Annotated in this window: 22 protein-coding genes and 1 pseudogene; 18 read left to right on the top strand and 5 right to left on the bottom strand. The window is 55.5% G+C overall.

Annotation, left to right across the window (positions count from 1 at the left end; all coding sequences use genetic code 11):
* Positions 1-5 precede the first annotated feature (5 nt).
* A pseudogene (locus tag ACJ69_RS00205) lies at positions 6-1,556 on the top strand (autotransporter outer membrane beta-barrel domain-containing protein); the annotation flags it as partial.
* A gap of 91 nt (positions 1,557-1,647) precedes the next feature.
* Positions 1,648-2,271 (top strand): helix-turn-helix domain-containing protein, encoded by a 624-nt coding sequence (locus ACJ69_RS00210; protein ID WP_054830101.1) that lies wholly within the window; start codon positions 1,648-1,650, stop codon positions 2,269-2,271.
* Positions 2,272-2,273: 2 nt separating this feature from the next.
* Here ACJ69_RS00210 and ampH read toward each other — a convergent pair whose 3' ends face one another.
* Positions 2,274-3,434 carry a D-alanyl-D-alanine-carboxypeptidase/endopeptidase AmpH gene (ampH, locus tag ACJ69_RS00215; RefSeq protein ID WP_059346236.1) on the bottom strand — a complete coding sequence of 387 codons (1,161 nt, stop codon included), beginning with the start codon at positions 3,432-3,434 and terminating at the stop codon, positions 2,274-2,276.
* A gap of 204 nt (positions 3,435-3,638) precedes the next feature.
* Between ampH and ACJ69_RS00220 the strand changes: the two genes are divergently transcribed.
* From ACJ69_RS00220 to ACJ69_RS00230, 3 genes are all read left to right on the top strand, one after another.
* The gene (locus ACJ69_RS00220; RefSeq protein WP_059346237.1) at positions 3,639-4,172 is read left to right on the top strand and encodes an isochorismatase family protein; all 534 of its coding nucleotides are present in this window, start codon (positions 3,639-3,641) and stop codon (positions 4,170-4,172) included.
* 115 nt (positions 4,173-4,287) lie between these two features.
* Positions 4,288-5,508 carry a peptide antibiotic transporter SbmA gene (gene sbmA / locus ACJ69_RS00225; RefSeq protein WP_059346238.1) on the top strand — a complete coding sequence of 407 codons (1,221 nt, stop codon included), beginning with the start codon at positions 4,288-4,290 and terminating at the stop codon, positions 5,506-5,508.
* A gap of 14 nt (positions 5,509-5,522) precedes the next feature.
* Positions 5,523-6,620 (top strand): DUF1615 domain-containing protein, encoded by a 1,098-nt coding sequence (locus ACJ69_RS00230; protein WP_054830103.1) that lies wholly within the window; start codon positions 5,523-5,525, stop codon positions 6,618-6,620.
* Here the strand turns inward: ACJ69_RS00230 and ACJ69_RS00235 are convergent.
* Positions 6,617-6,916, bottom strand: coding sequence for a DUF2755 family protein (locus tag ACJ69_RS00235; protein WP_008503287.1), 300 nt, complete (start codon positions 6,914-6,916; stop codon positions 6,617-6,619). The two genes, ACJ69_RS00230 and ACJ69_RS00235, sit on opposite strands and share 4 nt — an antisense overlap.
* 249 nt (positions 6,917-7,165) lie before the next feature.
* On the opposite strand from ACJ69_RS00235, the gene ACJ69_RS00240 reads away from it, so the two are divergent.
* On the top strand, positions 7,166-7,393 hold the full coding sequence (locus ACJ69_RS00240) for a DUF2754 domain-containing protein (RefSeq protein WP_054830104.1): 228 nt from the start codon (positions 7,166-7,168) through the stop codon (positions 7,391-7,393).
* Here ACJ69_RS00240 and ddlA read toward each other — a convergent pair.
* On the bottom strand, positions 7,390-8,490 hold the full coding sequence (gene ddlA / locus ACJ69_RS00245; protein ID WP_054830105.1) for a D-alanine--D-alanine ligase: 1,101 nt from the start codon (positions 8,488-8,490) through the stop codon (positions 7,390-7,392). The two genes, ACJ69_RS00240 and ddlA, sit on opposite strands and share 4 nt — an antisense overlap.
* Before the next feature lie 103 nt (positions 8,491-8,593).
* Between ddlA and ACJ69_RS00250 the strand changes: the two genes are divergently transcribed.
* From ACJ69_RS00250 to adrA, 6 genes are all read left to right on the top strand, one after another.
* Positions 8,594-9,277 (top strand): extensin-like domain-containing protein, encoded by a 684-nt coding sequence (locus tag ACJ69_RS00250; protein ID WP_059346239.1) that lies wholly within the window; start codon positions 8,594-8,596, stop codon positions 9,275-9,277.
* 168 nt (positions 9,278-9,445) lie between these two features.
* The gene (locus tag ACJ69_RS00255; RefSeq protein ID WP_029739748.1) at positions 9,446-10,660 is read left to right on the top strand and encodes a multidrug efflux MFS transporter; all 1,215 of its coding nucleotides are present in this window, start codon (positions 9,446-9,448) and stop codon (positions 10,658-10,660) included.
* 210 nt (positions 10,661-10,870) lie between these two features.
* Complete coding sequence (iraP, locus tag ACJ69_RS00260) at positions 10,871-11,131, top strand: anti-adapter protein IraP (RefSeq protein WP_024906786.1); 261 nt, start codon at positions 10,871-10,873, stop codon at positions 11,129-11,131.
* Between the two features lie 99 nt (positions 11,132-11,230).
* Entirely contained in the window at positions 11,231-12,646 is a 1,416-nt protein-coding gene (gene phoA / locus ACJ69_RS00265) for an alkaline phosphatase (protein ID WP_059346240.1), read from the top strand.
* Between the two features lie 89 nt (positions 12,647-12,735).
* Entirely contained in the window at positions 12,736-13,056 is a 321-nt protein-coding gene (gene psiF / locus ACJ69_RS00270) for a phosphate starvation-inducible protein PsiF (protein WP_023310534.1), read from the top strand.
* A gap of 102 nt (positions 13,057-13,158) precedes the next feature.
* A complete protein-coding gene (adrA, locus tag ACJ69_RS00275; protein WP_047648592.1) occupies positions 13,159-14,262 on the top strand; it encodes a diguanylate cyclase AdrA in 1,104 nt (367 codons plus the stop codon).
* 14 nt (positions 14,263-14,276) lie between these two features.
* Here adrA and proC read toward each other — a convergent pair whose 3' ends face one another.
* Positions 14,277-15,086, bottom strand: coding sequence for a pyrroline-5-carboxylate reductase (gene proC, locus ACJ69_RS00280; RefSeq protein ID WP_024906789.1), 810 nt, complete (start codon positions 15,084-15,086; stop codon positions 14,277-14,279).
* A 97-nt stretch (positions 15,087-15,183) separates the two neighbouring features.
* On the opposite strand from proC, the gene ACJ69_RS00285 reads away from it, so the two are divergent.
* The 5 genes from ACJ69_RS00285 to ppnP all read left to right on the top strand — a co-directional run bounded on the left by ACJ69_RS00285 (position 15,184) and on the right by ppnP (position 17,820).
* Positions 15,184-15,642 carry a YaiI/YqxD family protein gene (locus ACJ69_RS00285; protein ID WP_010428006.1) on the top strand — a complete coding sequence of 153 codons (459 nt, stop codon included), beginning with the start codon at positions 15,184-15,186 and terminating at the stop codon, positions 15,640-15,642.
* A 143-nt stretch (positions 15,643-15,785) separates the two neighbouring features.
* Positions 15,786-16,310: a shikimate kinase AroL gene (aroL, locus tag ACJ69_RS00290; RefSeq protein WP_029739752.1), complete on the top strand. Its 525-nt coding sequence runs from the start codon at positions 15,786-15,788 to the stop codon at positions 16,308-16,310.
* 44 nt (positions 16,311-16,354) lie between these two features.
* The gene (gene yaiA, locus ACJ69_RS00295; protein WP_029739753.1) at positions 16,355-16,546 is read left to right on the top strand and encodes a protein YaiA; all 192 of its coding nucleotides are present in this window, start codon (positions 16,355-16,357) and stop codon (positions 16,544-16,546) included.
* 237 nt (positions 16,547-16,783) lie between these two features.
* Positions 16,784-17,461 (top strand): AroM family protein, encoded by a 678-nt coding sequence (locus ACJ69_RS00300; protein WP_008503271.1) that lies wholly within the window; start codon positions 16,784-16,786, stop codon positions 17,459-17,461.
* Between the two features lie 71 nt (positions 17,462-17,532).
* Entirely contained in the window at positions 17,533-17,820 is a 288-nt protein-coding gene (gene ppnP / locus ACJ69_RS00305; RefSeq protein WP_008503270.1) for a pyrimidine/purine nucleoside phosphorylase, read from the top strand.
* 48 nt (positions 17,821-17,868) lie between these two features.
* On the opposite strand, the gene rdgC is transcribed toward ppnP, so the two are convergent.
* Positions 17,869-18,783, bottom strand: a complete 915-nt coding sequence (gene rdgC, locus ACJ69_RS00310; protein ID WP_023310540.1) for a recombination-associated protein RdgC — start codon at positions 18,781-18,783, stop codon at positions 17,869-17,871.
* 123 nt (positions 18,784-18,906) lie between these two features.
* On the opposite strand from rdgC, the gene mak reads away from it, so the two are divergent.
* Positions 18,907-19,812: a fructokinase gene (gene mak, locus ACJ69_RS00315; protein WP_059346241.1), complete on the top strand. Its 906-nt coding sequence runs from the start codon at positions 18,907-18,909 to the stop codon at positions 19,810-19,812.
* Positions 19,813-19,823 lie beyond the last annotated feature (11 nt).

The following is a 19,823-nucleotide window of genomic DNA, read 5'->3' on the forward strand; positions in this document are numbered from 1 at the left end:
TTGTTCGCACCTTCCCTAATATCGACACGCTGACGGTAAACAATCAGTCTCAGGTTAACGTTGAAGACTCTGGTCTGCTGGCGGACTCCATCACCCTGACCAATGCTTCATCAATGAATATTGGAGACAGCGGTGCTGTGGCGACCGACCATCTGTATCTGGACAGCTATAGCCGTGCGGCACTGACGGAAGAAACGGCCCAACTGTATGCCAACACCATCACCGTGGATAACGGTGCTGAGCTGGCGCTGGGGCTGGGTCAGGTTGATACGCACAATATGGAACTGACCGATGGCGGGGTGCTGAACGTTGCCAGCCGTGATTACGTCCTGAACAGCGATCTGAACAACGCACGCTATATCACTAACGATAAGTACAATGCCGATTACGACTACGGTGTTGTGGCGATTAACTCAGACGGCCATCTGTCAGTGAACGGTAACGTTGCGGGTAACTACCAGGTGCGCATCGACGATGCGACCGGTGCCGGTTCCGTTGCTGATTACAAAAACAAAGAGATTATTCGCGTCTATGACAATAACGCGGATACTGCAGCCAGCTTTACTGCCGCAAACAAAGCCGATTTAGGCGCTTACACCTACCAGGCGCAGCAGCAGGGTGATTCCGTTGTCCTCCAGCAGAAAGAGTTGACCGACTCTGCCAACATGGCGCTGAGCATCCCATCTGCCAATACCAATATCTGGAATCTGCAGCAGGATACCGTCGGCACACGTCTGACCAACAGCCGTCACGGCCTGGCGGATAACGGCGGGGCGTGGGTGAGCTACTTCGGTGGCAACTTCGACGGTGACAATGGCGTTATCAGCTACGATCAGGACGTGAGCGGCATTATGGTGGGTGTGGACACCCTGATTGACGGTAATAACGCGAAATGGATCGTCGGTGGTGCGGCAGGTTTCGCGAAGGGTGATACCAGCGATCGTACCGGTCAGGTCGATCAGGATAGCCAGACTGCGATGATCTACGCGTCAGCGAAGTTCATGAACGATCTGTTCCTCGACAGCTCCCTGAGCTACACCCGCTTCAACAGCGATCTCTCCGCTAACATGAGCAACGGTCAGTATGTTGACGGCAATACCACTAATGATGCTGTTGGTTTTGGGCTGAAGCTGGGCTATGACTGGAAACCAAACCTCTCTGGCTACGTTACGCCATATGCAGCCGTATCTGGCCTGTTCCAGTCTGGTGATGATTATCGTCTGAGTAATGACATGCGCGTTGATGGACAATCTTACGATAGCCTGCGTTATGAACTCGGCGTTGATACGGGTTACACCTTCAACTACGGCGGCGAACAGGCTCTGACGCCTTACTTCAAACTGGCCTACGTCTATGACGACGCCGATAACAATGCCGATATTAACGGCGATAGCATTGATAACGGCGTGAAAGGCTCCGCTGTGCGGGTAGGGCTGGGCACCCAGTTCAGCTTCACGAAGAACTTCAGTGCGTACACCGATGCCACATATCTGGGCGGCGGCGACGTTGATCAGAACTGGGGCGCAAATCTGGGCGTGAAATATACCTGGAAATGAATAAAAGCGGGGGAGTGGTTATCTCCCCCGCTTTATACACAAGTAATAAAAATAATATTGAACCGACAAATACGGATGACTTGAGGTCTGCATGAACGTTAATGCGAAACCGCTTTCTGAATTACGCCGGCTCGAACAGCATTTAACAGCGGCCAGTACCCCTTTTACATGTGCGCCCCAGCAATTAATTACGTCAGACGAATGGAATGAGCCTTGTACGATCGTATTACAAACCGGTGTTATTGAGGTTTATCGAACTTCTGATGAACTGCTGGTGGGGATTGCAACTGCCCCTTTTATATTCGGGCTGTCTACGGTGGTGATTAATCACTCTCACGAATACAGGGTGATTGCTAAAACAGCCTGTACCGGTTTTTATTTGCCCACGGAAACCACCCGTCAACTCATCCAGCAGTATTCACTCTGGAAAGAGGCCTTCTGCTGGTTATCCTGGATAACTTACATTCTCGAGAAACGCGATAAGCAGCTGGTGGGAAATAACTCCTATCACCAGATCCGCTCGATGCTGCTGAATATGGCGGAATGGGATGAAACGCTGCGTTCAAAAATCGGTGTGATGAATCATATTCAACAGAGCACACGAATTTCACGCTCCGTTGTTGCCGAGGTGCTTGCCGCCCTGAGGCAGGGAAACTATATCAATATGAGCCGGGGCAAGCTGGTCAGTATCAACCGCTTGCCCACGGAATATTAAGATTAGTTAGACGCGGTGAGAACCTGTGCTTTATTGGCGCTCAGTTCAGCCACCAGGTTATTAATCCCGTCACTCATATTGACGAAACGCGTATGCGGGGAGCGGGTGACCACCACAAACGCGCCGACGTTTGACTGCGGGATCATGGCCATGTAGGTGATGAATCCACCGCCGCCGCCGGTTTTCTGAATAATACCCGGACGGCCATTTTTCGGTGCCATATAGACCCAGCCCATGCCTAGCGCATCGGCTTTACCCGGCACATCCATCCCGATGACGCGGTGAAGCTGAGTGCGCTGATAAATCAGGGTCTGCATGCGATCGGCCTGGCTGCTGCGGGCGTAGAAATCTGAGGAAAGGAACTGCTGCATCCAGCGCATCATGTCGCCAGGCGTGGAATAGACCCCGCCGCTGCCCACGGCCGCGAGCGTGTTATTACAGGGGCTAGCGCCTTTCTCCGCCACCATCAGGCGACGGCACTGATCCGGGGACGGGGTAAAGGTAGTGTCTTTCATACCCAGCGGACGGGTTATCTGCTCTTCAAAAAGCTGCGTGTAGGGTTTACCAGCCGCCGTTGAAAGGGCGTCCGCCAGCAGGTCAAAGGCCAGGTTTGAATAAGAGGCCTGCGAACCCGGAGCCGCCTTCAGCGTGGCGGTACTCAGGTAGTTCCAGCGCTGGTCGCGCGTTGGCCAGACAAATACGTCACGGTGCGCCGCCCCGCCCGGCTGCTCGCGCGGCAGGGCGCTGGTGTGTGTGGCGAGGTTCACTAGCCGGATCGGCGTACCCTGATAGGTCGGAACCCGGGCGCCTGGAGGCGCGTATTTGCTGAGCGGGTCGTCGAGTTTCACCACGCCCTGGTCGAGCAGCTTCACCAGCATTTCGCTGGTCATCAGCTTGGTTAAGGACGCGATGCGGATAACAGAATCCAGCTGCGGGTGAACGTTATTTCCTGGGCGCGTTTCGCCAAAGCTGCGGAACACACGCTGGTTGCCGTCGATGACGACCATCGCCATCCCGGTCGCGCCGCTGCCGTAATAGATAAGGTTCGCGTAGCGATCGGCAATATCTGAAGCTAAAACGGGCGCCGTCAGCGGTTGGGCTGCCTGGGCGGTAGAAAAGCTCACCGCACACAGCGCGGCAAAAGAGAGCAGACAACGTTTCAACGAAAAGCATCCATGAAGTGAATGAGGAAAGTAATGGGTATTTATACTACTAAACGGTACCGCGCAATGCCCCGAATTGCATAACGATAGCGAGAAAAACGTAACCATGGGTAAATATGAACAATTTACTTACGAGCCATCTCCCATTTTGTGACATCGGGCTTATGATAGGCACCAGTGTCACTCAATCTTACGGAGAACGGTATGTCTGAGAAGCGTGTGGTTATGGTTGTCGATATGCAGAACGGGGTATTTGAAACCCCTCGTCATCAGCGAGAAAAGTGTGTCTCTCTGATCAGCCAGCTTACGCAGGCAGCCGACAAGGTCATTTTTATTCAGCATACCGAGGCCGGGGGCCTGGAAGAGGGAAGTGAAGGGTTTGCGCTACTGCCTGAACTCCATCAGCCTGCTGACGCGCTTTACGTCACTAAAACCGCCTGTGATGCCTTCTATAACACCGCGCTTGAGGCGCTGCTGCGTGAGCAGGGCATTCGCGAGTTTGTCATCTGCGGCTGCGCCACCGACTACTGCGTCGATGCGACGATCAAGAACGGCGTTAGCCGGGGTTACCACATTACCGTGGCGGAAGATGCCCACACTACCGCCAATCGCCCGGCGGCAGATGCGCAGATCCTGATTAACCACCACAACGACGTCTGGCGTAACTTCATCGCGCCGGCGAATCCTCTCGCAGTGAAACGCACCGAAACAATTCTCGAAAACTGGAAAGCGAACTAATAATCAACCCTCGGGTCTGACCTTTTTGCCCGGGCCGGGAGGCTGGCTTGGGCAGGTTTTTCGTGTGGTAACGTGTTGTGCACAGCAACAGCCATAACAACAAGAAGGAAGCATTATGTTTAAGTCTTTTTTCCCAAAGCCGGGGCCTTTTTTCCTGTCGGCATTTATTTGGGCACTCATCGCTGTCATTTTCTGGCAGGCGGGCGGCGGCGCATGGCTGACGCGCATCACGGGAGCAACGGGCGAGGTGCCGATTAGCGCGGCGCGCTTCTGGTCGCTCAGCTATCTGCTGTTTTACGCCTACTACATGGTGTGCGTAGGGCTGTTTGCCCTGTTCTGGTTTATGTATTCTCCGCACCGCTGGCAGTACTGGTCAATTCTCGGCACATCGCTGATTATTTTTGTTACCTGGTTCCTCGTGGAGGTGGGCGTGGCGGTGAACGCCTGGTATGCGCCGTTCTACGATCTAATCCAGACCGCGCTGAGCTCGCCGCATAAGGTGACCATCAACCAGTTCTATCATGAAGTCGGCGTCTTCCTCGGTATCGCCCTTATTGCGGTGATCATCGGCGTGATGAACAACTTCTTCGTCAGCCACTACGTTTTCCGCTGGCGTACCGCGATGAACGAACATTATATGGCGCACTGGCAGCACCTGCGCCATATCGAAGGCGCCGCACAGCGCGTGCAGGAAGACACCATGCGTTTTGCCTCCACCCTTGAAGACATGGGCGTAAGCTTTATCAACGCCATCATGACGCTAATCGCCTTCCTGCCCGTGCTGGTAACGCTCTCTGCGCATGTGCCGGATCTGCCGATTGTCGGCCATATTCCTTATGGTCTGGTGATTGCCGCGATCGTCTGGTCGCTGATGGGCACGGGCCTGCTGGCGGTGGTCGGGATCAAACTGCCGGGCCTGGAGTTTAAAAATCAACGCGTGGAAGCCGCTTACCGTAAAGAGCTGGTTTACGGTGAAGATGATGCCAACCGCGCCTCGCCGCCGACCGTCCGCGAGCTGTTTGGCGCCGTGCGTCGTAACTACTTCCGACTCTACTTCCACTATATGTATTTCAACATTGCCCGTATTTTGTATCTGCAGGTCGATAACGTTTTCGGTTTGTTCCTGCTGTTCCCGTCGATTGTTGCGGGTACGATTACGCTCGGTCTGATGACGCAGATCACCAACGTTTTCGGTCAGGTTCGCGGGTCGTTCCAGTACCTGATCAGCTCCTGGACCACCCTGGTAGAACTGATGTCCATCTACAAACGTCTGCGCAGTTTTGAACGTGAGCTGGACGATCGTGACCTGCAGGAAGTCACCAACACATTTAGCTAATACAGGAAGTTGCTATGTCTTTTGCCGTACCGCGCGCGTTACCGTTGTCCTTGCTGGCCGCTCTTGTGCTGGCAGGCTGTGCCGAAAAAGGGGCCGCTCCGCTCAAAAAGGGGGAGAAGCCCGTAGATGTGGCGAGCGTTGTGCGGCAGAAAATGCCCGCCAGCGTGAAGGATCGCAACGCGTGGGCAGATGCGCTGGCAAAAACCTTTGAAAGCCAAAAGATCGCGCCGACCGAGGAGAATATCTGCTCGGTGCTGGCGGTGGCGCAGCAGGAGTCGATGTACCAGTCAGACCCGGTCGTGCCGGGCCTGAACAAAATTGCCTGGAAAGAGATCGACCGCCGCGCGGAATCTATGCATATCCCGGTGTTCCTCGTGCACACCGCGCTTAAAATCACCTCGCCGAACGGCAAAAGCTACAGCGAACGGCTGGACGCGGTGAAAACCGAAAAACAGCTCAGCGCCATCTTTGATGATTTCATCAGTATGGTCCCGATGGGGCAGAAGCTGTTTGGCTCGCTGAACCCGGTACACACCGGCGGCCCGATGCAGGTGAGCATTGCGTTCGCGGAGAAGCATACCGACGGCTACCCGTGGAAAATCGACGGTACGGTGCGTCAGGAGGTCTTTTCCCTGCGCGGTGGGCTGTGGTTCGGCACGTATCATCTGTTGAACTATCCGGCGAACTATAATGAGCCGCTGTACCGCTTTGCCGACTTTAACGCGGGCTGGTATGCCAGCCGTAATGCGGCGTTCCAGAGTGCGGTCAGCCGCGCAAGCGGCGTCAAGCTGGCGCTGGATGGCGATCTCATCGCTTACGGCAGCAGCGAGGCGGGAAGCACCGAGCTGGCAGTACGGAAATTATCGAACACGCTTGGCTTGAGCAACAGCGACATTCGCCGTCAGCTTGAGAAAGGCGACAGCCTGGCCTTTGAGAAAACGGATCTGTACAACAAGGTGTTTGCGCTTGCGGAGCAGAAAAGTGGGAAAACGTTACCGAGGGCGATCCTGCCGGGGATCCAGCTGGAAAGCCCGAAGATCACGCGTAACCTGACAACCGCATGGTTCGCAAAACGCGTGGACGATCGCCGGGCGCGCTGTATGGGGCTTTAACGGCGACGGCGAAAGCGCAACACTAACGCCACAACGCCCAGAATCATACATCCCGCGAGGAAGGGGATCAGGCCGAATAGGGTGCTGACGCCAAACCCAATCTCAACTCGCGGGCGTCCGTTATCCTGCACCTGCATCAGGTGTTCATAAACGCCTGGCGCATGGACCAGCATATTGAGCAGCTGGGAACCGGCCCAGAAGCAGAACAGGACAAACAGGGCATAAGCAATATTACCCGCCGTGGAGGTTTTTGGTTTGCCGCCAAAAATCGGTTTCGACAATGTAAAGTCAGCCATGTTGACCTCCCGTGGTATCACTCTGTTTTAATACGCGTCTTACGGGGTGAGTTTGACAGGTCATCGCATTTGTCAATATCAGAATCGTGGTAATTTGCGCTCAGGAATTCTCCTGGATTGTCGATTTCTGCAGCACATCACAATTTCATCACTTAAGTGAAATTGCGTCGCGTTTCAGAATTTCCGTATCTGCCACAGACCTGGCCGTAAAACTGTGAGAGGATGTCTTTTTTTCCTGCCGGAGTTGTTATGAAGCTCACGTCCAAACTACGCCGTGACTGGCACTACTACGCCTTTGCTATCGGGCTGATCTTTATTCTTAACGGTGTCGTGGGCCTGTTGGGGTTTGAAGCAAAAGGATGGCAAACCTATGCCGTCGGGCTGTTGACCTGGGTGATTAGTTTCTGGCTGGCGGGGCTGATTATCCGCCGTCGTCCTGAAGAGACGACAGCGGATGAGGCGAAGAGCGCCGATTAACCGTTTACGGAACTTTTAAGCGCGCTGTCGGCGGCGTGACGCTCCAGCGCCAGTTCGATCAGGCGGGTGATCAGATCCGGGTAGCTCAGGCCGCTGGCCTGCCACAGTTTTGGATACATGCTGATGTTAGTGAACCCCGGCAGCGTGTTGATTTCATTGATCACCACTTCGTTTTCCGGCGTCAGGAACACATCCACGCGCGCCATGCCGCAGCAGCCGAGCGTCTGATAAGCGCGAATGGCGATCGCCCGGATCTTATCGTTGATCGCCGGATCGATATCCGCAGGAACGACAACCTGCGCGCCTTTGTCATCGATGTATTTGGTGTCGTACGAGTAGAAGTCGCTGTTTAAGACCACTTCGCCGCAGGTGCTCGCCTGTGGGAAATCGTTGCCCAGCACGGCGCACTCAATTTCACGGCCTTTAATACCCTGCTCAACCACCACTTTATGGTCGAACTCAAACGCCTGACGGACGGCCTGCGTGAACTCTGCTTCGCTGGTGACTTTGCTGACGCCCACGGAGGAGCCCTGGTTTGCAGGCTTCACAAACAGCGGCAGACCCAGCTCTCCGCTGATTTGCGCGAAGCTGTGCTTGTCGCGGTTGGCGCGGGTGAGGGTCACAAATGGCGCAATATTCAGCCCGGCATCGCGCAGCAGGCGTTTGGTGACGTCTTTGTCCATGCACGCGGCAGAGCCGAGGACGTCCGAGCCGACGAACGGCAGGTTGGCCATGCGCAGCATCCCCTGCAGGGAACCATCTTCGCCCAGGGTGCCGTGAACGATAGGGAAGACGACGTCGATCTGGGCCAGAGCCTGAGCGTTGCCAGCGTCGATGAGCTGCCCCTTCACGACGCCGGGTACGGTGGCGACGCTTACTTCCGAAGGATTTAGGGCGATATGCGCCGGATCGTGAGCATTCAGCAGATACTGGCTGGCATCGTTAACGTGCCACTGGCCCTGCTTATCAATGCCCAGCAGCACGACGTCGAAACGGCTTTTATCGATCGCATCAACGATATTTTTGGCCGATTGCAATGACACTTCGTGCTCCGCTGATTTTCCCCCAAAGACAATACCTACGCGCTGCTTAGCCATCTCACTCTCTTCCAGTCTGACGAAAAGCCAATAACATACCACGATGCCCGGCGGGTTTCGCGGCCTTCTGCCATAATGTTTTGGGGAATGTTGAGGGGGGAGAGTGAAAGGAAAAACGCTGCTGACCGTATTCATCATTGTGGCCGTTTCAACGGTGGGTTACCGCTGGTTGCCGCCTTACTACAACCCTTTTATGCCGCTGACGCTTGACGACCCGCCGGGCCGAATCACCCAGTATAAGCTTCGGCGCCTAACCCCCGAGGCGTGCGCGAGCCTGCTTTCGCAGGCTAATCAAAGAGATCTCATCCGCACCCAGCCGGTGGCCGACAGCGGTGGCGCGTGTCCGCTTAACAACGTCGTGCGCGTGCGTGATTTCGGCCCGGTCGGCCTGAACAGCAGCTTTCTTGCCAGCTGTCCGCTGGCGCTCAGCTCTGCGCTATTTATCAGCCAGCAGGCCCGGCCGCTGACAAAACGCTATACGGGCAGCGACCTGGAGCGTATCGACCACCTCGGCAGCTATGCCTGCCGCAATATTTATCACCGCCCTGACGCGCGACGCAGCGAGCATGCCACGGCGGAGGCGCTGGATATCGCCGCCTTTCGGCTGGCGAACGGGGAGCGCGTCACGGTGCTGAACGGCTGGAAGGCGGCAACAACGCAGCCATGGCTGAAGGCCATGCTGGCGGCAAGCTGCGGCTACTACGGAAACGGCCTCGGGCCTGAGTATAACGCGGCGCATGCCAACCATTTTCATCTGGGAATGCGCGGTTTCGGACTCTGTCGGTGAAGCATAATATTCCGCCAGAAAATGGATGAATTGTGACTTATTTCACAAATATGATGACTGGGAAGATAAAACACCAAAGTCAGTCAGGCCGCATCTCTGGTGCGACGTCAAAACGCGTAACTTGCTAATCTGTAGGCGAATTCGCCTAAAAATGAAGACTATTTCTTTATGGAATCCTGGAAAGTTAATCTCATCTCAGTCTGGTTCGGCTGCTTCTTCACCGGGCTGGCCATTAGCCAGATCCTGCCGTTCCTGCCGCTGTACGTCTCGCAGCTGGGGGTGACTTCGCATGAAGCGCTCTCCATGTGGTCCGGCCTGACGTTCAGCGTCACGTTTCTGGTCTCCGCCATTGTGTCACCGATGTGGGGGAGCCTGGCGGATCGAAAAGGCCGAAAACTGATGCTGCTGCGCGCCTCGCTCGGGATGGCGATTGCCATTCTGCTGCAGGCCTTCGCCACCAACGTCTGGCAGCTGTTTTTCCTGCGCGCGGTGATGGGGCTGACGTCCGGGTACATTCCGAATGCCATGGCGCTGGTCGCCTCTCAGGTGCCGCGCGAGCGTAGCGGCTGGGCGCTGAGTACGCTCTCCACGGCACAGATCAGCGGCGTCATCGGCGGTCCGCTGCTGGGCGGCTTTCTGGCGGATCATGTCGGGCTGCGCGCGGTATTTATCATCACCGCGATCCTGCTGGTGGTCAGTTTTCTGGTCACGCTCTTTCTTATCAAAGAGGGGGGCCGCCCGGTTATCAGTAAATCTGAACGCCTGAGCGGCAAGGCCGTCTTCGCCTCGCTGCCCTATCCGGGACTGATGATCAGCCTGTTTGTGACCACTATGGTTATCCAGCTCTGTAACGGTTCGGTCGGTCCGATTCTGGCGCTGTTTATCAAATCGATGGAGCCGGAAAGCACAAATATCGCTTTTCTGAGCGGCATGATTGCCGCCGTGCCGGGCGTATCCGCCCTGATTTCCGCGCCGCGTCTGGGAAAACTGGGTGACAGGATCGGCACGGCCCGCATCCTGATGGCGACGCTGATCTTTGCGGTCGTGCTCTTCTTCGCGATGTCGTTTGTCACCTCTCCGCTTCAGCTTGGCGTATTGCGATTTCTGCTCGGGTTTGCTGATGGCGCAATGTTGCCTGCGGTACAAACTCTGCTGGTTAAATATTCCAGCGACCAGGTGACGGGGCGTATCTTTGGATATAACCAGTCATTTATGTATCTGGGGAATGTTGCCGGTCCGCTTATTGGCGCATCCGTTTCCGCGATGGCCGGTTTTCGTTGGGTATTTGCGGCCACGGCGATTGTCGTTTTAATCAATATTATCCAGCTGGCTATTGCGCTGCGTCGCCGCAGACAAATGGCGGAAGCGAAATCGTCGAGATAATCGTTTCGTTGATGTATTATATATTCTTATGGTAGCCGCATTTTTATATAACAAAATGCGGCGCTTTTTTATAGAAAAACGTTTCGCTCACCGCGTCGGTCCTTTATTTTTATTCCTGCATCACTTTTGCATACCATAATAAATTTCTTCTCTTTGCATTATGGATTCAGAATGCTAACTTCAGACAAAACTGAAAAAGGAACTGGCACGATGAAAAATCTCATTGCTGAATTGCTGGTCAAGCTGGCACAAAAGGAAGAGGAGTCAAAAGAGCTGGTTGCTCAGGTCGAAGCGCTGGAAATTGTGGTCACAGCGCTGCTGCGACAAATGGCGAAAACCGATCAACAGGCGTTGATTGAGAGCGTGGAAGGCGCGCTGGACAGCGTCAGGCCTGAATCGCAGGTTCCGGTTGAGGATGCCGAGATGCTCCACCAGTACGTAAAGAAGCTGTTAAGGCATCCGCGCAGCTAAACCGTCACAGGACGTAACGACGTGTCATAGAATTGTCATGCAGGATGCCTATAGTCGCTCTGTTTTTATTTTTATGTATTTGTACATGGAGAAAATAAATTGAAACAGAGCGCACTTTTCATCGCATTACTTCCCCTGTTAATTACCCCTGCCATTTATGCCGATACTGCCCAAACCAGCGTGCTGGATAATCGCGCGGCAAAAGGGGATATCACCCAGCCTGGCGGCGCACGCCGTTTATCAGAAGATCAAACTGCCGCTATTCGCGCTTCGCTGAATGATAAGCCGGCGAAAAATATTATTCTGCTTATTGGCGATGGAATGGGGGATTCCGAAATCACGGCGGCGCGAAATTATGCCGAGGGTGCGGGCGGCTTTTTTAAAGGCATCGACGCATTACCGCTGACCGGACAATATACCCATTACGCGCTGGATAAAAAAACCGGTAAACCGGATTACGTCACGGACTCCGCGGCCTCTGCTACGGCGTGGTCCACCGGCGTGAAAACCTATAATGGCGCGCTGGGAGTGGATATTCACGAAAAAGATCATCAATCCCTTCTGGAGATGGCAAAAGCGGCGGGCCTTGCGACCGGCAACGTCTCCACCGCTGAACTTCAGGATGCCACGCCCGCGGCGCTGGTGGCGCACGTGACCTCGCGTAAATGCTACGGCCCGTCAGTGACCAGCGAAAAATGCCCAACGAACGCGCTGGAAAAAGGCGGCAAAGGGTCGATTACGGAACAGCTGCTGAACGCGCGTCCTGACGTGACCCTGGGCGGCGGCGCGAAAACCTTCGCAGAAACCGCGACGGCGGGCGAGTGGCAGGGCAAAACGCTGCGCGAGCAGGCGCAGGCCCGCGGCTATCAGCTGGTGAGTGACGCAAATTCGCTGGCAGCAATCACCGACGCGAACCAGGACAAACCGCTGCTGGGGCTGTTCTCTGACGGCAACATGCCCGTGCGCTGGGAAGGACCAAAAGCCTCTTATCACGGCAATATCGATAAACCTGCCGTAACCTGTACGCCTAACCCGAAACGCACGGACAGCGTACCGACGCTGGCGGCGATGACTGATAAAGCCATCTCTCTGCTGAGCAAGAGCGAAAAAGGGTTCTTCCTGCAGGTGGAAGGCGCGTCGATCGATAAGCAGGATCATGCGGCGAATCCGTGCGGCCAGATTGGCGAAACCGTCGATCTGGACGAAGCGGTGCAGAAGGCGCTTGAGTTCGCGAAAAAAGACGGCAACACCCTGGTGGTGGTCACCGCGGACCATGCGCACGCCAGCCAGATTATTCCGCCAGATACCAAAGCCCCGGGACTGACGCAGGCGCTGAATACCAAAGATGGCGCCGTTATGGTGTTGAGCTACGGTAACTCTGAAGAAGAGTCCATGGAGCACACCGGCACCCAGCTGCGCATTGCAGCCTACGGTCCGCACGCGGCAAACGTGGTAGGCCTGACCGATCAAACGGATCTGTTCTACACCATGAAGGCGGCGCTGGGTCTTAAATGATAAAATCCCGGCGGAAATCACATCTGCCGGGTGGTTTTTTTCCTGTCACGAACCAGACTTACAGGGAATGTTCACAAAAGGATGGTGCAATGAAAACAACATTACTGGTTACTCTGCTCTCTGGCCTGTTCCTGATCGCATCGGCGAACGCGGAAGAGAAAACGTTAACGCCTCAACAACAGCGTATGACCACCTGTAATCAACAGGCGACGTCTCAGAGTCTGAAGGGAGATGCTCGCAAGACCTACATGAGCGACTGCCTTAAAAACGGCGCCGCGAAACCGGCTGAAAAAAGCCTGACGCCGCAGCAGCAAAAAATGCGCGAGTGTAATGCGAAAGCAACCGAACAGTCCCTTAAAGGGGACGACCGCAGCAAGTTCATGAGTGCGTGCCTGAAGAAAAAAGTGTAGTTCTAACGGGTGAGCGGCTCCGGCGGCTCACCCGAAATTTCATACTTTCCCCGCAGACCCCCTCTCTATAATTTGGGAAAATGTTTCAGAATATTCCCAAAAATGATGAATGATGAAACGTATTACAACAAAAAGCGCATTCGGGAAGAGTGGAATTTAACCCTTTCTCAGGATGACCCTCACCGCGCCGGCATTCAGTTTGCCCGGCGAGTTCGGCTGGCGCGCGCCGTCGGGCTGGCGGCGATGTTTTTCCCCGTTGCGGGGATGCTGGTCACCCATTTTTTACCCGGTGGCTGGTGGCTTTTACTCGTGGGGTGGTCGTTCGTCTGGCCCCATTTTGCCTGGCAGCTGTCATGCCGTGCCGCTTCACCCCATCAGCAGGAAATTTTCAATCTTAAAATCGATGCCATTATTGCCGGGCTCTGGATCGGCATGATGGGCATGAATGCGTTACCCACGGCAGCGCTGGTGATGATGGTAGGGATGAATATGATGGGCTCCGGCGGCTGTCGTCTGTTCATCCCGGGGATTGCGTTGACGCTGCTCTCCGCGCTGGTGACCCTGCCACTCGCCGGGAAGGTGGTTATCTTCAACCCCGACCCCATAGAGTGGAGCCTAACGCTGCCCGTACTCATGCTTTATCCCATGCTGTTTGCCTGGCTCAGCCACCGCACCGCCGTCAGGCTTGCGGAACATAAGCAGCGGCTGGAAATGATGAGCACACGAGACGGGATGACCGGGGTCTTTAACCGTCGGCACTGGGAAATGCTGCTGCGAAATGAATTTGAGCATTGTCGGCGCGACCACAGCACCGCCACGATATTGCTGATTGATATCGACCACTTTAAAAACATCAATGACACCTGGGGGCACGACGTGGGCGACGAGGCGATCATCGCCATTACGCGTCAGCTCCAGCGGTCGGTACGGTCAGGCGATGCGATCGGCCGGTTTGGCGGGGATGAGTTTGCGGTAATCATGTCGCAGACGGCGGCAGAAAGCGCCATTGCCGTGATGTCGCGGCTGCATGAGCGGCTGGAAAAGCTGACGTTACCGTGCGCGCCAAAAGAAGCGCTGCGCATCAGCGTCGGCGTTGCCCCCTGGGGACCGCAGTTTGGACACTATCGGGAATGGCTGAAGGCGGCTGACGTGGCGCTGTACAGGGCGAAAAATGCCGGGCGCGGCCGCACCGAGGTGGCCGCCTGACGCCCGGTCAGAAATCAGGATTTACTCAGCTTCTCTGATTTTTCCATGCATTTTGCCATCGCTTCAATGACGGCCGAGCGGAATCCGCGCTCTTCCAGCACCCGCACCGCTTCGATGGTGGTACCGCCCGGAGAGCAGACCATATCTTTCAGTTCACCCGGATGTTTGCCGGTTTCCAGCACCATTTTGGCGGAACCCATGACGGCCTGCGCGGCGAACTTATACGCCTGCGCGCGCGGCATTCCACCAAGCACGGCGGCGTCGGCCATCGCTTCTAAAAACATGAACACATAGGCTGGGGCTGAGCCACTCACGCCGACCACCGGATGGATCATCGATTCGGCAATCACTTCTGCTTCACCGAAGCAGCGGAAAATATTCAGCACGTCGGCCACTTCTTCTGTGGTCACCAGCGCGTTAGGCGTGACGGAGGTCATGCCGGCATTGACCAGCGAGGGGGTGTTGGGCATCGCGCGGACGATTTTACGATCGTGACCGAGCGCGCGCGCCAGCTGATCGAGCGTGACGCCTGCGGCAATCGACACGACCAGCGTCTCTTTATTCAGGCTGGAGGTGATATCGCTCAGCACTTTGATCATGATGTTCGGCTTGACGGCGCCAAAGACGATATCGGCGACCTGGGCCACTTCCTGCGCGCTTTCGGCGGCGTTGATCCCGTATTGATCGCGCAGCGCGGCGACTTTGTCTGGTGACGGGGTATAGACCCAGATCTGACCCGGCAGCACCTGCCCGCTGGCGATCAGACCGCCCAGGATGGCTTTGCCCATGTTACCGCAGCCGATAAACCCGATTTTCTTGTCCATCACGATTCTCCGTCATTATGCGTTGTTTTCTCTGATTGATAGCTTAACAACGAAATGCAGGCGACAATAGTCGGCAGAGTCATTATGGGGAGACAATATGGCGATTTGGGTTGATGCGGACGCGTGTCCGAATGTGATTAAAGAGATTTTATTTCGCGCCGCCGAGCGCGTTCAGATGCCGCTGACGCTGGTGGCTAACCAGAATATTCGCGTACCGCCTTCGCGGTTCATCCGCTCTTTGCGCGTGCCGGCCGGGTTTGACGTGGCGGATAACGAAATTGTTCGCCTGTGCAGCGCTGAGGATCTGGTGATCACGGCGGATATTCCGCTGGCTGCCGAAGTGCTCGAGAAAGGGGCGGCGGCGCTCAATCCGCGCGGTGAGCGTTACTCGCCTTCGACCATTCGCGAAAAGCTCACCATGCGCGATTTTATGGATACGATGCGGGCCAGCGGCGTTCAGACCGGGGGACCGGACAGCCTGTCCCAGCGCGACCGTCAGCAATTCGCTGCCGAGCTGGATAAATGGCTGCTGGAAGTGAAGCGCCGCACAGCGTAATGATAATTATTGTCAATTTGTGGTACAGTGTGGCCTCCACAGGGTTGTCATCCCGTACCGCTTTGCAGTAAAGTAATCGCAACATCTTCTGCAATTATTTCTTTACACTCTTCAGCCATTCGGCATCAAGGGGAACACCTGGCATGACCCAACCCATCTTTTTAGTTGGCCCCCGCGGCTGTGGGAAAACCACCGTTGGCCTGGAGCTGGCACGCGTGTGTCATCGCCAGTTTGTTGATACCGACCACTGGCTGCAAACCGAGGCCGGAAAAACCATCGCCGAGATCGTTGAACAAGAGGGATGGGAGAGCTTTCGCGCGCGCGAAACGGCCGCGCTGAAAGCGGTCACTACCCCGTCTGCCGTGATCGCGACCGGCGGTGGCATCGTTCTGGCGGAGTGCAATCGTCACTTTATGCGCGAAAAGGGGATTGTGATTTATCTCAGCGCGCCGGTGTCGGCTCTGGTAGGGCGGCTGGAAGCCTTTCCGGAAGAGGGGCAACGCCCCGCGCTGACCTCCAGGCCGCTCAGCGAAGAGGTGAGCGAAGTGCTGGCCGAACGCGATGCGCTATACCGCGAAGCGGCTCACCACGTGGTGGATGCGTCAGCCTCTCCCGAAGACGTTGTGATTCAGATTATTACCGCCCTGCGTTTGGCTTGTGCCAGCTAACCGGCGTCTATACTTATAGCTCAGACATAAAAAAAGGATGAGCTATGCCAACCAGACCTCCCTATCCGCGTGAAGCGCGCGTTGTTACCGTTGAAAAAGGCCATACGGGTCATACCGTGACCTGGTATCAACTGCGTGCCGATCACCCCAAACCGGACTCGCTGATCAGTGAACACGAGACTGAACAGGAAGCGCTGGACGCGAAACGGCGCTACGAAGATCCCGATAAAACCTGACCGTTTTCCTAAACGCTCCAATATCGTGCCTGAATCACACTTTTTACTCATCGGGAAAGTTAAGCAGGAGTTAATATTTAGTTATTACAAGTAACTCCGGTATCGGCAGGCGATCTTTACATTTCGATGTCGGGATCACCTGCTACGCTTGGTGCTGTTTTGTTGAAAAAATGAACTGTGCAGCGTAGTGAGCCTGTACCTGTGTGCACGATGTTGGAGTAATGGAAGGCGATCAAGATGAAGGCAACGTTGGCGATCCTCACCATTGGTGTGGTCCCTGTAAGCGAAGTGTTACCGCTCTTAACCGAGCATGTATCTGAACAACAGATAACGCATCTTAGCCTGCTGGGTAAGATGAGTCGGGAAGAGGTCATGGAAGACTACGCTGTCGAGGCGGGGGAGGATCCCCTGGCGACGTTATTAAGCGACGGTAAACTGGCGCATGTTTCACGTCAGAAAATCGAGCGCTCGCTGCAGGGCGTAATAGAAGTGCTCGATAATCAAGGTTATGACGTTATTTTGCTGATGAGTACCGCGCCCATTAAGGGCCTCACGGCGCGTAATGCAATTTTGCTGGAGCCGATGCGGATCATTCCACCGCTGGTGGCCTCCATCGTGGATGGTCATCAGGTGGGGGTGATTGTACCTATTGAGGAGCTCATGGATAACCAGGAGGCAAAGTGGCACGTGCTGGAAAAAGTGCCCTTGTATGCGCTGGCAAATCCGTTCTGGGACAGTGAGGCCAAGCTCATTGCTGCCGGGAAGGAGCTGCTTGAGAGAGGGGCAGATGTCTTGATTCTGGACTGCCTCGGTTTCCATCAGCATCATCGTGATCTGCTGCAAAAAGCGCTGGATGTCCCCGTGCTGTTATCTAACGTTCTGATGGCTCGCCTGGCCTCGGAACTCCTCATGTAATGATTTTTCGTGACAGGTGATGAGCATGGCCCCTATAGTGAATTTTTATCTAAAAATATAAGGGCCAGTTCATGCTTCAGAGTAACGAATACTTTTCCGGTAAAGTGAAATCCATTGGTTTTACCAGCAGCAGCACTGGCCGCGCCAGTGTCGGCGTTATGGCGGAAGGGGAATACACCTTTGGCACGGCGGAAGCTGAAGAAATGACGGTCGTCAGCGGGGCGCTGAACGTCTTACTGCCGGGTGAAACGGAATGGAAAGTTTACGCTGCCGGGCAAGTTTTCAACGTCCCTGGCCACAGCGAATTTCATTTGCAGGTGGCTGAACCTACCTCTTATCTGTGCCGCTACCTGAAATAAAAAATAAGCCGGGTGGCGCTCACGCTTACCCGGCCTGCGTTTTGCCTGTTATCTCTGCGCTTCACCGCCGAGACCTTCCACCAGATTCTGAATCAACGCGGCCAGCTCGCCGGTCATGAGGATGAAGTCCGCGTCAAAACGCTGGGCGTAATCTTCCCTGTCGATATCTTCGTTCTGATCGCGCAGCTCGTCGCAGAACTTCAGACGCTTCACGGAGCCGTCGTCGCACATCACGAACTGAATGCGCTGCTGCCAGTCGAGCGCCAGTTTAGTGACCACTTTGCCCGCTTCGATATGGACGGCGATCTCGTCGCTCACCAGATCCTGCTTCTTCGCGCGGATCACGCCGCCATCTTCCAGCAGGGCTTTCAGCTCGGCTTCATCAAGGATCTGGAAACCCTGAGCCGCAGCGCCGCTGCGTACCCATTCGGTCAGCGTCAGCTCGATCGGCGTTTCCAGCGCCAGCGGAACGACCGGTAAAGAGCCGATGCTTTTACGCAGCAGGGCCAGCGTATCTTCTGCTTTCTTGGCGCTGGCGCAGTCCACCATGATCAGCCCGTTGACGGTGTCGATCCACATCATGGTCTGGCTGAAGCGGCTGAAGGCGCGCGGCAGCAGGGAGTGCAGCACTTCGTCTTTTAGCGAATCTTTCTCGGTCTTTTTCAGCTTGCGGCCCTGTTCGGCTTCCAGCTTGAAAATTTTCGCTTCGAGCGCCTGCTTAACCACCGGCGTCGGCAGAATTTTCTCTTCTTTACGGGCGCAGACGATGATTTGACCCGTGCTGCTGGCGTGGGTCAGTGCATCGCTTTGTGAACCCATTGGCGGAACCCAACCGGTTTTCGCCATATCCTGGCTACCGCAAGGGGAAAAGGTATAAGCGGCTAACTGTTTTTCCATCTCTTCTGCACGCAGCGAAACGTCGCGGCTGAGACGGTAAACCATCAAATTTTTGAACCACAGCATGATAATTTCCACGGCCTTGTCGTTAAATCAGCGGGCATGATAACGAATTGTCGCATCGCTTGCATTGCTAATCGGGAAGCGTGCTTCTACTCTGTTGATAATCAAAATAATGAGGAGAGTCTTGTGCGTATTGGGATCGATTTGGGCGGCACCAAAACAGAAGTCATCGCACTGAGCGAGCAGGGGGAGCAGCTGTTCCGCCACCGTCTGCCGACGCCGCGCGATGATTATCGCCAGACTATCGAGACGATTGCCAGTCTGGTTGAGATGGCAGAGCAGGCGACAGGGCAAACCGGCAGCGTCGGGATGGGGATCCCGGGGTCGATCTCGCCGTATACCGGGGTGGTTAAAAATGCCAACTCCACCTGGCTCAACGGTCAAACGTTTGATAAGGATTTGAGCCAGCGTCTGAACCGGGAAGTGCGTCTGGCCAACGACGCTAACTGTCTGGCAGTGTCTGAGGCCATCGACGGCGCGGCGGCCGGTGCTCAGACCGTGTTTGCCGTGATCGTCGGTACCGGCTGCGGCGCGGGCGTGGCGTTCGGCGGGCGCGCCCATATCGGCGGTAACGGCACTGCGGGCGAGTGGGGACACAACCCGCTGCCGTGGATGGATGAAGACGAGCTTAAATACCGCGCTGAAGTGCCGTGCTACTGCGGAAAGCAGGGCTGTATTGAGACGTTTATCTCCGGCACCGGTTTTGCGACCGACTACCACCGTCTGAGCGGCCAGCCGCTTAAGGGCAACGAAATCATGCGTCTGGTCGAAGAACAGGATCCGGTCGCCGAGCTGGCCCTTAGCCGCTACGAAATGCGGCTGGCGAAATCCCTGGCGCACGTGGTGAATATTCTCGACCCGGACGTGATTGTGCTCGGCGGCGGCATGAGCAACGTTGACCGGCTGTACGCCACGGTACCGAACCTTGTCAAACAGTGGGTGTTTGGCGGCGAGTGTGAAACCCCGATCCGCAAAGCTGTCCACGGTGACTCCAGCGGCGTGCGCGGCGCGGCGTGGCTGTGGCCGGAATAAAAGCAAATAAT

It is taken from the genome of Enterobacter asburiae (assembly GCF_001521715.1).
Lineage (GTDB): Bacteria > Pseudomonadota > Gammaproteobacteria > Enterobacterales > Enterobacteriaceae > Enterobacter > Enterobacter asburiae.

What these genes read in the sequence shown, in the direction of transcription:
- ACJ69_RS00210 (WP_054830101.1), top strand. Translation starts at nt 1,648, where the DNA reads ATGAACGTTAATGCGAAACCGCTTTCTGAATTACGCCGGCTCGAACAG.
- ACJ69_RS00220 (WP_059346237.1), top strand. Translation starts at nt 3,639, where the DNA reads ATGTCTGAGAAGCGTGTGGTTATGGTTGTCGATATGCAGAACGGGGTA.
- sbmA (WP_059346238.1), top strand. Translation starts at nt 4,288, where the DNA reads ATGTTTAAGTCTTTTTTCCCAAAGCCGGGGCCTTTTTTCCTGTCGGCA.
- ACJ69_RS00230 (WP_054830103.1), top strand. Translation starts at nt 5,523, where the DNA reads ATGTCTTTTGCCGTACCGCGCGCGTTACCGTTGTCCTTGCTGGCCGCT.
- ACJ69_RS00235 (WP_008503287.1), bottom strand. Translation starts at nt 6,916, where the DNA reads ATGGCTGACTTTACATTGTCGAAACCGATTTTTGGCGGCAAACCAAAA.
- ACJ69_RS00240 (WP_054830104.1), top strand. Translation starts at nt 7,166, where the DNA reads ATGAAGCTCACGTCCAAACTACGCCGTGACTGGCACTACTACGCCTTT.
- ddlA (WP_054830105.1), bottom strand. Translation starts at nt 8,490, where the DNA reads ATGGCTAAGCAGCGCGTAGGTATTGTCTTTGGGGGAAAATCAGCGGAG.
- ACJ69_RS00255 (WP_029739748.1), top strand. Translation starts at nt 9,446, where the DNA reads ATGGAATCCTGGAAAGTTAATCTCATCTCAGTCTGGTTCGGCTGCTTC.
- iraP (WP_024906786.1), top strand. Translation starts at nt 10,871, where the DNA reads ATGAAAAATCTCATTGCTGAATTGCTGGTCAAGCTGGCACAAAAGGAA.
- psiF (WP_023310534.1), top strand. Translation starts at nt 12,736, where the DNA reads ATGAAAACAACATTACTGGTTACTCTGCTCTCTGGCCTGTTCCTGATC.
- adrA (WP_047648592.1), top strand. Translation starts at nt 13,159, where the DNA reads ATGATGAATGATGAAACGTATTACAACAAAAAGCGCATTCGGGAAGAG.
- proC (WP_024906789.1), bottom strand. Translation starts at nt 15,086, where the DNA reads ATGGACAAGAAAATCGGGTTTATCGGCTGCGGTAACATGGGCAAAGCC.
- ACJ69_RS00285 (WP_010428006.1), top strand. Translation starts at nt 15,184, where the DNA reads ATGGCGATTTGGGTTGATGCGGACGCGTGTCCGAATGTGATTAAAGAG.
- aroL (WP_029739752.1), top strand. Translation starts at nt 15,786, where the DNA reads ATGACCCAACCCATCTTTTTAGTTGGCCCCCGCGGCTGTGGGAAAACC.
- yaiA (WP_029739753.1), top strand. Translation starts at nt 16,355, where the DNA reads ATGCCAACCAGACCTCCCTATCCGCGTGAAGCGCGCGTTGTTACCGTT.
- ACJ69_RS00300 (WP_008503271.1), top strand. Translation starts at nt 16,784, where the DNA reads ATGAAGGCAACGTTGGCGATCCTCACCATTGGTGTGGTCCCTGTAAGC.
- ppnP (WP_008503270.1), top strand. Translation starts at nt 17,533, where the DNA reads ATGCTTCAGAGTAACGAATACTTTTCCGGTAAAGTGAAATCCATTGGT.
- rdgC (WP_023310540.1), bottom strand. Translation starts at nt 18,783, where the DNA reads ATGCTGTGGTTCAAAAATTTGATGGTTTACCGTCTCAGCCGCGACGTT.